The sequence below is a fragment of the Methylophaga sp. UBA2513 genome, from assembly GCF_002341285.1.
In the GTDB taxonomy this organism is placed as follows: domain Bacteria; phylum Pseudomonadota; class Gammaproteobacteria; order Nitrosococcales; family Methylophagaceae; genus Methylophaga; species Methylophaga marina.
Genome location: NZ_DDNT01000014.1, coordinates 299,878 through 312,927, shown reverse-complemented (window position 1 = coordinate 312,927; position 13,050 = coordinate 299,878). Strand labels below are relative to the sequence as shown.

Here is a 13,050-nt window from a genome sequence, read left to right as displayed (position 1 = left end):
AGGGTCAGACTCGATTGGTATGATTGATTTAGTGCATGAAGATATATGGGCTTAGGTTAAAAACTATTAGCTTGGCCTTACCACACTACAGCCCAATATTAGAAAGTAAGCCATTTTTTACACTGAACCTGAGTACTTAAAAAACTAGCTTTTGTAACTATCGTCTTCAAAGTCATCAAGACTATCGTAGTAGATGATGGCTAAGTACTGAATTGGCATTTTGAGTTTTGTTTCCGGTCGGTGAGGTTGCTCAGCGTGGAAAGTTAGAGAGTCACCTGGCTCAAGAATAAAACGCTCATCACCTACGGTGTATTCCAGTTTCCCTTCCAGCATATAAATAAATTCAGTACCGGCGTGTTCAAAGGGATCAAAGACTTCACTTTCTTCATTTAAGGTAATCAAAAACGGTTCAAACAGTTTTTTCGGGCCGGTGTCATACGCTAATAGTTGATAGGTATGACCACTCTTGGTACCGCGGCGAACCACTTCCATTCCCTCGCCATTCTTCACATATTGAGCACCGCCCATCGGCGTGTCGTAATCGTGAAATAACCGTGAGAGCTTTACACCAAGAGCATTGGCAAGGTGTTCCAGTTTTTCCAGGCTGGGTGAGGTCAGTCCATTCTCAATCTTACTCAACATACCGCGACTGACATTGGCTCGCATAGCGACATCCGCAATGGTTAATCCATTTTCAGTGCGAATATGGCGTAGCGTATTTCCCAGATGTTTATCTAACGACTGATGTGTCGCAGTTTCAGTCGTCACGATTGGTTGCTGTTTGCTCACGGCAAGAATACTCCATCTTCTTTTAGGCTGTTCTGCCTGATTATACCTGAGGTTTTTTTATTTATCCGGCTTTAATGTTTCCTATTGTGAAAAAAAGTTTCAAAGTTATTGACATGTTTTTTTCAGCATGAGTAAATAGAACCATGTTTCATCACATGAAATTTTGTTTACCTAGAAAGGGTTAGATTGAACTACCCCTTTAGTAGTAGAGCATCACGAGTGGAGGTTAAGAATGCCATTAGGGCTATTAAAATATGGTCTGAGTAGTGAACACCCGGCACCACGCTTTTTTAGGGACTGTACTGAACCTAAGAAATCCTACGATGCCGTGATTATCGGTGGCGGCGGACATGGTTTGGCGGCGGCATATTACTTAGCCAAAGACTATGGCATTACCAATGTAGCCGTATTAGAAAAAGGCTATATCGGTGGCGGCAATACTGGCCGTAATACCACCATCGTTCGTTCAAATTATCTGACGCCGGAAGGGGTTAACTTCTACGATGCCAGCGTCAAAATGTACGAAGACTTATCAGAAGAGTTAGACCTGAACCTGTTTTATTCCACACGTGGTCACTTCACGTTAGCTCACACCGAATCAGCGATGCGTACTATGCGCTGGCGTGCTGAAGTGAATAAACATGTTGGGGTTGAGAGTTATGTCGTCGGTCCTGAGGAGATATCCAAAGCGTGTCCGCAATTGGATATCTCCTGCAGTGGCCAAGCACCTATCCTAGGTGCCTTATATCATGCACCAGGTTCAGTGGCTCGTCATGATGCCGTGGCATGGGGTTATGCCAAAGAAGCTGATCGCATGGGTGTTGAAATATTCCAGATGACTGAAGTCACCGGCATTGATACTAAAGGCGGCAAGGTAGTTGGTGTGAATACATCTAAAGGTTACATCAGTACCAATCGGGTGTTATCTGCAGTGGCAGGCTTTACGCCACGTATCACTGAGATGGTGGATCTGGATACGCCGATTGTAATTCACCCTTTACAAGCCTGTGTATCAGAACCGATGAAACCTTGGCTCGACACGATTTTGGTATCAGGCAGCCTGCATGTGTATGTCAGCCAGTCGTCCCGTGGTGAACTGGTTATGGGGTCCTCATTAGATCCTTATGAATTCCATTCAACACGTTCATCACTGGATTTCGTGGAAGGACTCACCACACATATCACCGATATGTTCCCATTTTTATCGAATGTCAAAGTGGTCCGTCAATGGGCGGGTATGGCTGACATTACGCCTGACTTTGCACCGATTATGGGTAAAACGCCGGTTGAAGGGTTTTATCTGGACGCTGGGTGGGGCACATGGGGATTCAAAGCCACACCTATCAGTGGCAAAACCATGGCTGAGACGATTGCAAAAGATATGACACCTGACCTTATCAAATCATTCCGATTATCACGTTTTGAAGACTATGAGCTGACCGGTGAAAAAGGCGCAGCATCAGTTGGTCACTAAGTTAAGAGTAAGGCTATGAAACTACTTGAATGTCCCGTTAATGGTATCAGGCCGATGAGTGAATTCACCTACGGCGGAGAATATCGAAATATGCCCAATCCTGACACGTGTTCAGATTCTGAATGGGCAGCTTATGTGCACTATCGCAATGGCGCGCCAGGTGTGAAAAAAGAATGGTGGTACCACGCACCGAGCGGTACTTGGTTTATCGCTGAACGTAACACGATGACTGATAAGGTCAGCCGTACTTATCTTCTGGGTCAGGAGGAAGCTAAATGACCAGCCGTATTGCAAAGAAACGAGGCGAGTGGATCAACCGAGATAAGCCACTGACGTTTGAATATGAAGGTCAAACGGTACAAGGTTATGAAGGCGATACCATTACCAGTGCACTGTGGGCGGCCGGTATTAATGTGCTGGGTCGTAGCTTTAAATATCACCGTGCGCGTGGTGTATTGAGTTTTGCTAACCACGATGTCAACGCCATGATGACCGACGGTGTGGATACCAATATCCGTGCTGACGTGTGGCCTGTGGCTGATGGTATGGATATCAAAGCCGTCAATACTATTGGTGGTGTATTAAAAGATAAAAACAAATATATCGATTATTTATCACCTTTCCTGCCGGTCGGTTTTTATTACAAAACGTTTTATAAACCAAAAAGCCTGTTTCCTTTCTGGGAAGACAAAATCCGTAAGGCAGCGGGTTTGGGTGAAGTTAATTTTAACTACCCACGCATTGTTAAACCGAAAAAGTTTGCACATTGTGATGTGTTAATCATTGGTGCTGGTTTATCTGGATTATCAGCAGCGGTTAAAGCGGCTGAGCAAGGTCTGGATGTTATTGTTGTTGACGAAAACAAGCAGGCGGGTGGCAGTCTCACATATGACTATGCGGGTGACCAGACAACAACTGATACCTTGATAAGCCTTCTAGGCAAAGTGGAGTCAAACCCAAATATCCGTTTAATCACTGATGCTTATGCTGGTGGTTTTTATGGCGATAAATTGGTGCCATTAGTTGGTAAAGACGGCATCACCAAAGTCTGGGCGAAAACAGTGATTGTGGCTTCTGGTGCCTTCGAGCAACCCCCCGTATTTCGTTACAACGATTTACCGGGCGTAATGATGGGATCAGCTGCACAACGTTTGATTCACCGTTATGCCGTTAAACCTTTTAATAAAGGTGTGGTTGTTACAGCTAATGATCACGGATATCGAACAGCACTGGACTTAGCGTCTGTTGGTGTCGAAGTTGTGGCTGTTATTGATATGCGTAGAAATGGCGCGCCACGTGAACTGGCTCAGAAAGTCAGAGATCTAGGTATTGCTGTTCATATCTCCAGCTGTATTTATGAAGTGATACCAACGTCTGACAAGTTGGGTGTCAAAGCCGTGTCTGTCTGCCCTTATGATGACATTAGTGCCGGCGCGGACAGTGGTCACACTGTGCGTTTGGCATGTGATGGTGTCGCGATGAGTGCTGGCTGGGCGCCAGCAGCTGCCTTGCTGTATCAGGCAGGTACCAAAATGCGTTATGACTACAGCGTCGAGCAGTTTGTACCTGATGAATTACCTGAAGGCGTCTTTGCTGCAGGTAAGGTTAATGGCGTATTTGATTTTAAAGCGCGTCAACTGGATGGTCAGCGTGCTGCAGCAGAAGCCGCCGCTTTCTTAGGTAAAACGGTCGATGTGGTGACTGTGCCAAAAGTGGAGATGGCATCACCTAGCCACCCTTATCCAATTGTTGAGCATCCAAAAGGCAAAAACTTTGTCGACTTTGACGAAGATATTCAGGTCAAAGATTTCATCAATGCTGCCAAAGAAGGTTTTGACAATATTGAGTTGATGAAACGCTTTACCACGGTGGGTATGGGCCCAAGCCAGGGTAAACATTCCAATATGAATGCCATTCGTATTCTGGCGAGAATACGTGAGTTACCGGTTGAGAAAATTGGTACCACGACGGCACGACCATTTTTCCACCCGACACCAATTGGTCATCTGGGCGGCCGCGGTTTTCATCCTCATCGTTATACCGCCATGCATGAATGGCATGTCGACAATGGTGGCGTGATGATGGAAGCCGGTGTGTGGATGCGTCCTGCTTATTATCAATATGCTGGTCGCTCGATGAGTGCGATGGAAGACGTACAACAAGAAGCCTTAGCGGTTAGACAACAGGCAGGCATGATCGATGGCAGTACCTTAGGCAAGATTGAAGTCTATGGGGCCGATGCGACCGAGTTCCTGGAACGTTTTTATACCGGTAAATTCAGCAAACAAAAAATCGGTGAAAGTCGCATTGCTTTGTTAATTGATGAAGCGGGTGTGATGCTGGATGACGGCCTAGCCGTTCGTGTTGAAGCCGAAAAATTCTATGTGTCTACCAACTCGTCTAATGCGGCAACGGTTTACCGTGAGATGCAACGGAATGTCCAGTTGTGGGGCTTGCAAGTCACTCTGGTGAATCTGACTGGTGCCATCGCAGCCATGACCTTGGCCGGACCCAAATCACGTGAGATTTTAACGTCACTGACCCAAGCTGACCTGAGTGATGCTGCTTTACCTGATGGCAATATGACCCAAACTAAGCTTGCTGGGGTGGATGCCAAAATTATGCGTGTGAGCTTTGTGGCCGACCTGGCTTTTGAGATTCATGTGCCATACAAAGCGGGCTTGCATGTTTGGAAGCAGATCATGGCGGCGGGACAATCACACGGCATACGCCCATTTGGTACAGATGCTCAGCGTCTGCTTCGCCTGGAAATGGGGCATCACTTGATAAGCCACGATACGGATGGTCTGACTAATCCATTTGAAGCACATTCTGAAGCGCTGGTGAAAATGGATAAGCCGTTCTTTATCGGTCAACGCAGTCTCAAGATCATCGCGAAGAAAACACTGAACAAAAAGCTAGTGAACTTTGTGCTGGAAAAAGACTTTACGGGTGAGATGCCGAATGAATGCAACCTGGTGATTGAAGACGGCAATATCAAAGGTCGAGTTACCAGTATTGCTTATAGCAAATACCTCAACAGAGTCATTGGTTTTGCGTTTGTTGCACCAGAACAGGGCAGTCCGGGCTCAACGTTTTCTATTCGTACCGATAGCGGTGCAATGGTAGAAGCAACAGTCGTTAAAGCGCCTTTTTTTCACCTACTTGATAACAACGGAGAGTAAGCATGCAAAACGACATTTTTAAAAGCCCGGTCGCTTTTTCTCAAGCCCCTTTGAAACCCATCAATGGTTTTGTGAATGGCATGGAGACTGCAATAGCCATAGCGGACAAGGCTATTGAAGCAACACGCCACGAGTTATTAAGTATTTGTGATGTGAGTGCATTAAATCGCTTTGGTGTGAAAGGACCAAACGCAGCAGAGTGGTTAGCTGCTGCCAGCCTGACACTACCTGAAGCAAAAAATAGTTGGACACTACAAGGTAAACGCGAGTTGGTTTTAAGACTAGGTGGCAGTGAATACCTGATCGAAGAGCCACTGAATTCACAACTGGTCGCTCAGTTAAATGCTTTGCCTGTCAATAAAGCCGGTGTCCATAAGGTAATTCGCAATGATGCGTCGTTTATTGTCAGTGGCAAGCTGGCAACAAAGTTATTTTCTGAAGTCTGTGCAATCGACCTGTCAGGAGATGCACTTGAAGAGAATCGTCTTGTCATGACTGTCATCGCCGGTGTATCGGTAACGTTGCTGAGACAGATGCTAAATGGCCAATCTGTTTATCGCATTTGGTGTGATGGTACGTATGGACCCTATCTGTGGAAAACACTATTAGGCATCACTGAAGAATATGGTGGCGGTGCCATTGGGTTCAGTTTTTATTACGAAAACAATTGATACGACCAAGTGTTGATCATTCAAACAGAGGAAATGTTATGAAGTATGAATTTGACCCTAAGGCTTCGCTCGCTGATCAAATAGCTTACGCGCAGAAGTTTTTAGCTGAAAACAATGTGAAATATGTGCTCGCTCAGTTTGTCGATATCCACGGTGTGGCTAAAGTCAAATCTGTGCCAGCGGATCATCTGGAAGACATTGTTAAAACCGGTGCCGGTTTTGCTGGTGGCGCTATTTGGGGTATGGGTATTAAACCGAATGGGCCAGATTACATGGCAATGGGCGACTTAAGCACATTGAGTTTATTGCCATGGCAACCTGGCTATGCCCGTTTAATTTGCGATGGTCATGTTAATGGTGAGCCATACAGCCATGACAGTCGTGTTGTACTGAAAAAACAAATCTCTCGTCTGACTGAAAAAGGCTGGATTTTATACACCGGTTTAGAGCCTGAATTCTCATTATTGAAAAAAGACGAGTTCGGTCATCTACATCCGTTTGACCCAACTGATACGCTGCAAAAACCGTGTTATGACTATAAAGGCATCACACGTCAGAGCGGTTTCCTTGAAAAACTGACTGAGTCTTTAATTGATGTCGGTTTAGATATTTACCAAATCGATCATGAAGATGCGAATGGTCAGTTTGAAATTAACTACACCTATGCTGATGCACTGAAGAGTGCGGATGACTATGTGATGTTTAAAATGGCTGCTAGCGAAATTGCTAACGAAATGGGCATGGTATGTTCATTTATGTCTAAGCCATTCAGTAACCGCCCTGGTAACGGCATGCATATGCATATGTCGATTGGCGATGGTGAGAAAAGTTTATTCCATGATGACAGTGATGAAACCGGTCATGGTTTATCGAAACTGGCTTATCACTTCATGGCAGGCATTCTGGCGCATGCCCCTGCATTATCAGCGATTGCAGCTCCTACCGTTAACTCATACAAACGTTTAGTGGTCGGTCGTTCTTTGTCCGGCGCGACTTGGGCGCCAGCCTATATTTCATACGGTAATAACAACCGTTCGACCATGGTGCGTATCCCTTATGGTCGTATCGAACTACGCCTGCCAGATGGTACTTGTAACTCATACCTGACGGCAGCAGCAGCGATTGCAGCTGGTTTAGATGGTGTGGAACGTCAACTGGAAGCCGGTCCAGGTTATGACATCAATTTATATGACTTAAGCCCAGAAGAGCTGGAAGAAAAAGGCATTGGCATCTTGCCACAAAATCTTCATGAAGCTTTGACCGCGTTAGAGAAAGATGACGTGATTAAAGGGGCCTTGGGTGAGGAGTTTGTTAAAGAGTTCTTAGAACTCAAACACATGGAATGGGTGGAATACATGCGTCATGTATCTGATTGGGAAATCAATCGTTACGTTGAATTTTATTAAAAGTCCCTAGGGAATGTTGTTAGGAGAATAGTTATGTGTGGAATCGTTGGCCTGTATTTGAAAAACGATAAATACGAAGACCGTCTGGGTGAACTGTTTGCACCAATGTTAATTGCAATGACAGAACGTGGCCCTGATAGTGCTGGGTTTGCTGTTTATGGTGATGAAGTGGATCAAGGGGTGAAGTTAACGCTTCGCAACGAAGATGAGAACTATGATTGGTCAGCACTGGCAAAAGAAATTGAAGCCAAACTGAATACAAAAGTCGACTGGTTCCAAAACAGCAAAGTAGCCGTATTTAAAGTCGATATTGATGCTGAAACAGTTGAGAACTATCTGATGGAAAATCATCAGGACGTACTCATCATGAGTTCAGGTAAGTCTATTGAAATCCTGAAAGAAGTCGGTTTACCAGAGCGTATCGTCAATCTTTTCCATCTGGAAAACATGAAAGGTAGCCACATCATCGGTCACACACGCATGGCGACTGAGTCTGCTGTGACCATGGCGGGTAGCCATCCTTTCTCAACCGGCATGGACTTGTGTCTGGTACATAACGGTTCACTGTCTAACCACAACCGTTTACGTCAGGAACTGAAACGTGAAGGCATTCACTTTGAAACTGAAAACGATTCAGAAGTCGCAGCAGGTTATCTGACCTATCGCTTACAACAAGGCGATAGTCTGAATGAAGCGTTGACGCATGCTTTAGACGATCTGGATGGTTTCTTTACCTTCACTATCGGCACTAAAGATGGCTTTGCTGTGGTGCGTGACCCTATCGCCTGTAAACCTGCAGTGATTGCAGAAACAGATGATTACGTGGCTATGGCCTCTGAATATCAGGCGCTAACAACATTACCTGGCATCGAAAACGCCAAAGTATGGGAACCAGAGCCTTCAAAAGTCTATGTTTGGGAACGTACTACGCACTAAGCAATGGTGTATGAGGAGAATATAAATGAGTACTAAATCTGTAGCAGAATCAGTGACCACATCCGGCAAGCAAACGGTGGATCTGGCACAACAAACAGTTCGTGACTTGAATCAGGCACTGCATGATCAAAACAAAGAACTGACCATTGCTGAATGGGAAGTATTAAACCCGAAAGGGGAGCATAACCTCGCTGTCGGACTTGATCAGAAGCTTAAAGTCGATATCTATGGCCCGGTTGGTTACTACTGTGCGGGTATGAACAAAGAAGCCGACATCACCGTTCATGGCCATGCTGGTCAAGGCATTGCTGAAAACATGATGTCAGGCAGCGTGCGTGTCAAAGGTAACGCTTCATCAGCAGCCGGTGCGACAGCGCATGGTGGTTTTTTGGTGATTGAAGGTGATGCCGGTTCACGTTGCGGTATCTCGATGAAAGGTATTGATATTGTTGTGAAAGGCAATGTCGGTCATATGAGCTGCTTTATGGGCCAAGCTGGTTCACTAGTGGTGTGTGGTGATGCCGGTGATGCGCTGGGTGACTCGCTCTACGAAGTGCATATCTATGTAAAAGGTTCTGTGAAATCACTGGGTGCTGACTGCATCGAAAAAGAAATGCGTCAGGAACACCTGGATGAACTGTCGGCTTTATTAGAAAAAGCCGGTGTGGATGAAGATCCAAAAGCCTTCAAACGTTATGGTTCAGCTCGTCAGTTGTACAACTTCAAAGTTGATAACGCGAGTGCTTATTAATTGCTGATATTGCGAGGAAATAGAAATGACTGAAAAGAAAAAATACATGACCGTACCGCGCGAGTCAGCGACGTTTGATAAATTGACGATGGCTGAAATCCGTCGCGCTGCTGATACGGGTATCTATGATATCCGCGGTGCCGGTGCCAAACGTAAACTGCCACATTTTGACGATCTGCTTTTCCTGGGCGCGAGTATGTCTCGTTACCCATTAGAAGGGTATCGTGAAAAATGTAATACCTCTGTGACCTTAGGTACCCGTTTTGCGAAAAAGCCAATCACTATTGATACGCCTGTCACGATTGCCGGTATGAGTTTTGGTGCATTGTCAGCTTATGCGAAAGAAGCCTTAGGTCGAGGTGCATCAGCAGTAGGCACGTCTACCACGACAGGTGATGGTGGTATGACGCCAGAAGAACGTGGTCAATCAAGCAAACTGGTTTACCAATACTTGCCATCACGCTATGGCATGAACCCAGACGACTTACGAAAAGCAGATGCGATCGAAGTGGTATTGGGACAAGGCGCAAAACCAGGCGGCGGCGGTATGTTACTCGGCCAAAAGATCACAGAACGTGTTGCCCAAATGCGTACATTACCAATGGGCGTAGACCAACGTTCAGCGTGTCGTCATCCTGACTGGACTGGTCCTGACGATCTGGAAATCAAGATCAAAGAACTGCGTGAAATCACAGATTGGCAAGTGCCTATCTACATCAAAGTCGGTGCAACTCGTACTTACTATGATGTGAAGCTGGCGGTGAAAGCCGGTGCTGATGTTATCGTCGTCGACGGTATGCAAGGTGGTACAGCGGCAACGCAAGACGTGTTTATCGAACATGTCGGTATCCCAACGATGGCAGCGATTCCTCAAGCGGTTCAAGCGCTACAGGAAATGGGCATGCACCGTAAGGTTCAGCTGATTGTCTCGGGTGGTATCCGTAATGGTGCCGACGTCGCGAAATGTATGGCGTTGGGTGCTGATGCGGTAGCTATCGGTACCGCTGCACTAGTGGCGCTGGGTGATAACGATCCTAAATGGGAAGAAGAGTACCAAAAACTGGGTTCTACAGCCGGTGCCTACGATGACTGGCATGAAGGTCGTGACCCAGCCGGTATTTCTACTCAGGATCCAGAGCTCATGAAACGCTTTGATCCGGTTGAAGGTGGTCGTCGTCTGGCGAACTACCTGCGTGTTCTGACGCTGGAAGCACAAACATTAGCGCGTGCTTGCGGTAAAAACGATCTACGTCATCTGGAACCAGAAGACTTAGTGGCATTAACAGTGGAATCTGCAGCGATGGCTCGTGTGCCATTAGCCGGCACAAGCTGGATTCCAGGCACACATACATTCTAAAAAAATGTTGTTGCGCCAGTGATAGTTAAAAACCGGTGTTACAAAGATAACGTGGCTTATTGCGATCCTTACCCCGTCAAACTAAGTCACCTTGTCTGCGTGACATCGGTTTTTTTCTTTTTTTTGTTAAATCAGGAGGACAGTGTGTAAATCATTTTTTAATTATTGGAAGAGAGAAATATAACCATGAATAATAAAATAAAAAATCGTATTCAAAATATGTATCTACGAGACTGCATCATGGCATGGGCAGATGTGTTACTCATCTGGCTGGCTGTCGGTTTCGTCCTCATTAGTATCTTAAGCATTCTGGAAGATCCGGTTATCCGCTGGGTCATGATTATTTCCAGTGCCTTGCTCGTCCTTTTCAATACCGCTTCTGTTGGTGCAATGACTAAGCACTACGCAGAAGATAAAGACTATATCTACGGATTGGACATCAAACATCTCGATGAAAATAGAGCAGCGAAGCGCTAATTGCCGGGTGATTTTAATGAGGAAATCTTATGTCTACTTATATACCAAAGGTCCAGTCTAAAAAGGGACAGTTGTTTGATAGTCTTTTTATTCTGATACTTGTTTATGTCAGTTTGTATATCCCTTTGTTTCTTGAATCTGATACGAAATCAGCAACCGACACCACCTCATCTCAGGTTATCTCCTGGGAATCCCTAAACGTCTCACCTGTTGAGCAGGAACAATGGCAGAAGCTGGGGTTTGATGAAACAGCCGCGGCTGAAATCATCAACGACAAGTTTGATTACACCATTGATCCCATGATGCTTGGCATTACCGCTTTAGTCATTATTGGCTATTTCATCTTTATGCTGCGTGTCTCCGAGTCTCAATATCGTGAAGTGATTGCTGAAAAATTCGGTGATAAGACTTCGCGATCGACGCAGGAGGATCAGCGATGAGTTATTGGGAAATATTAAGTTACGCCGCCTGGATCATCTCAGCCATGTTATTGCTGTGGATTCTGGTCGATGCGTTCAGTGTCTCACGTCAATTTGATGAATCCTTATTGATGAGTTCTCGTGAAGGCGCTGATGAACTGATGGCTGAACTCGAGCGAGAGGAGGGACAGTCATGAGTCAGGAAGCTTCTTCTCAATCACAACGGATTTCGATGCTGAAAGTATTGAACCCGTTTCATATCTGGGCGTTGGGTGTCGGTATTGTTCTGGTCGGTGAGTTTATGGGCTGGAACTTCTCTGTTGCCAAAGGCGGTGCCTATGGTGCGTTGATCGCCTGTTGGGTCATTGGTTTGCTCTACAGTTGTGTGGCAATGATCGATTCAGAAGTCACCTCGACGGTAGCTGCAGCCGGTGGTCAATACACTCAGGCAAAACATATTATCGGTCCATTAATGGCCTTTAATGTGGGTTTGTATCTGGTCATGGCTTACACCATGCTGGAAGCGGCTGATGCTTTGATAGTTGGGGACTTGATGGCCGCTGTGGCATCGGCAACCGGCTACCCTGATTTAAGTCCACAACCCTTTGTGGTGCTGACCATTTCGTTTTTGGCCTGGCTGAATTATCGCGGTGTGTTTATGACGCTGACGTTAAATTTTGTCATTACCTTGTTTGCCTTTCTGGCGATTCTGGCCTTATTTATTGGGGCTGATCCACTTAACCCTGGTCATATTCTGAAACACAGTGATCTGTTAACAGAATTACCCTATGGCTGGATTGGGGTGGTTGCCGCCTTGCAGTTTGGTATGTGGTATTACTTGGGTATCGAAGGCACTTGTCAGGCCGCGGAAGAGGTGAGAAGTGCGGGTCGGGCAATTCCACTGGGTACGATTGGTGGCATCTTAACCTTATTAGTCGCTGCGACATTGACTTGGTATATCTCAACCGGGCTGATGCCCTGGCAGTATTTAGGTCAGGCTACCACGCCGTTGTATGATGCTGCGTCGATTATTGGTAATCCGGTCTTACAGGTGGTGTTGTTTATCGGCACTATGTTCGCAGCGATTGCGTCGGCTAATGGCTGTATTAATGATGCGGCGCGTGCCTGGTTTTCCATGGGGCGGGATCGATATATGCCGACCTGGTTTGGTGCCATTCATCCGCGTTACCGCACACCGTTCAGATCGATTATTTTCCTGATTCCGATTGCTGTTTCATTTGCGTTCACAGGCTTGTTGGATCAGGTCATTACCTTCTCGATTCTGTCTGGTTTGTTGGGTTACACCTTCATGTCCATCAATATGGTCAAATTCAGAAAAATGTGGCCATTGGATGTGATTAAGCGGGGCTATATCCATCCTTTCCATCCTATTCCTGCGTATACCTTGCTGGGTTTATGTTCCTTGGTCTATTTCGCGACCTTCCTGGGGTATGGGGCGTCATTATTATCAATTATGGCGTTTTATATCGTGGCTTCAGTCTGGTTTGTGAAACGACGTTATCAGTTCGTGAAGCGGGGCGATCAATTTACGATGCCTTGGCCGCGGCCTAAAGGTTATTAGGAG

At 45.9% G+C, this 13,050-nt stretch carries 13 protein-coding genes; 12 read left to right on the top strand and 1 reads right to left on the bottom strand.

Annotated elements, in window-relative coordinates; all coding sequences use genetic code 11:
* Nucleotides 1–144: 144 nt before the first annotated feature.
* Nucleotides 145–789, bottom strand: a complete 645-nt coding sequence (locus B3V56_RS09270; RefSeq protein ID WP_289281837.1) for a helix-turn-helix domain-containing protein — start codon at nt 787–789, stop codon at nt 145–147.
* Nucleotides 790–1,021: 232 nt separating this feature from the next.
* On the opposite strand from B3V56_RS09270, the gene B3V56_RS09265 reads away from it, so the two are divergent.
* The 12 genes from B3V56_RS09265 (at nt 1,022) to B3V56_RS09210 (ending at nt 13,047) form a co-directional block, all read left to right on the top strand.
* Nucleotides 1,022–2,263, top strand: a complete 1,242-nt coding sequence (locus tag B3V56_RS09265) for an FAD-dependent oxidoreductase (RefSeq protein WP_289284203.1) — start codon at nt 1,022–1,024, stop codon at nt 2,261–2,263.
* 15 nt (nt 2,264–2,278) lie between these two features.
* Complete coding sequence (locus B3V56_RS09260) at nt 2,279–2,542, top strand: sarcosine oxidase subunit delta (RefSeq protein ID WP_289243143.1); 264 nt, start codon at nt 2,279–2,281, stop codon at nt 2,540–2,542.
* The gene (locus B3V56_RS09255) at nt 2,539–5,448 is read left to right on the top strand and encodes an FAD-dependent oxidoreductase (protein WP_289284202.1); all 2,910 of its coding nucleotides are present in this window, start codon (nt 2,539–2,541) and stop codon (nt 5,446–5,448) included. Before B3V56_RS09260 ends, B3V56_RS09255 begins: the two co-directional genes overlap by 4 nt.
* A gap of 2 nt (nt 5,449–5,450) precedes the next feature.
* Nucleotides 5,451–6,119: a sarcosine oxidase subunit gamma gene (locus B3V56_RS09250; RefSeq protein ID WP_289284201.1), complete on the top strand. Its 669-nt coding sequence runs from the start codon at nt 5,451–5,453 to the stop codon at nt 6,117–6,119.
* A 38-nt stretch (nt 6,120–6,157) separates the two neighbouring features.
* Nucleotides 6,158–7,525 carry a type III glutamate--ammonia ligase gene (gene glnT / locus B3V56_RS09245; RefSeq protein WP_289284200.1) on the top strand — a complete coding sequence of 456 codons (1,368 nt, stop codon included), beginning with the start codon at nt 6,158–6,160 and terminating at the stop codon, nt 7,523–7,525.
* Nucleotides 7,526–7,558: 33 nt separating this feature from the next.
* Nucleotides 7,559–8,461, top strand: coding sequence for a class II glutamine amidotransferase (locus tag B3V56_RS09240; RefSeq protein ID WP_284723142.1), 903 nt, complete (start codon nt 7,559–7,561; stop codon nt 8,459–8,461).
* Between the two features lie 25 nt (nt 8,462–8,486).
* Entirely contained in the window at nt 8,487–9,212 is a 726-nt protein-coding gene (locus tag B3V56_RS09235) for a protein glxC (protein WP_284723141.1), read from the top strand.
* 25 nt (nt 9,213–9,237) lie between these two features.
* Nucleotides 9,238–10,569: an FMN-binding glutamate synthase family protein gene (locus B3V56_RS09230; protein WP_286303884.1), complete on the top strand. Its 1,332-nt coding sequence runs from the start codon at nt 9,238–9,240 to the stop codon at nt 10,567–10,569.
* A gap of 186 nt (nt 10,570–10,755) precedes the next feature.
* Complete coding sequence (locus tag B3V56_RS09225) at nt 10,756–11,046, top strand: hypothetical protein (protein WP_289243148.1); 291 nt, start codon at nt 10,756–10,758, stop codon at nt 11,044–11,046.
* Between the two features lie 29 nt (nt 11,047–11,075).
* The gene (locus tag B3V56_RS09220; RefSeq protein ID WP_289281706.1) at nt 11,076–11,486 is read left to right on the top strand and encodes a hypothetical protein; all 411 of its coding nucleotides are present in this window, start codon (nt 11,076–11,078) and stop codon (nt 11,484–11,486) included.
* Nucleotides 11,483–11,662, top strand: a complete 180-nt coding sequence (locus B3V56_RS09215) for a hypothetical protein (RefSeq protein WP_289281707.1) — start codon at nt 11,483–11,485, stop codon at nt 11,660–11,662. The genes B3V56_RS09220 and B3V56_RS09215 overlap by 4 nt, the downstream gene beginning before the upstream one ends.
* Nucleotides 11,659–13,047 (top strand): APC family permease, encoded by a 1,389-nt coding sequence (locus B3V56_RS09210; RefSeq protein ID WP_289284199.1) that lies wholly within the window; start codon nt 11,659–11,661, stop codon nt 13,045–13,047. Before B3V56_RS09215 ends, B3V56_RS09210 begins: the two co-directional genes overlap by 4 nt.
* Nucleotides 13,048–13,050: the final 3 nt, after the last annotated feature.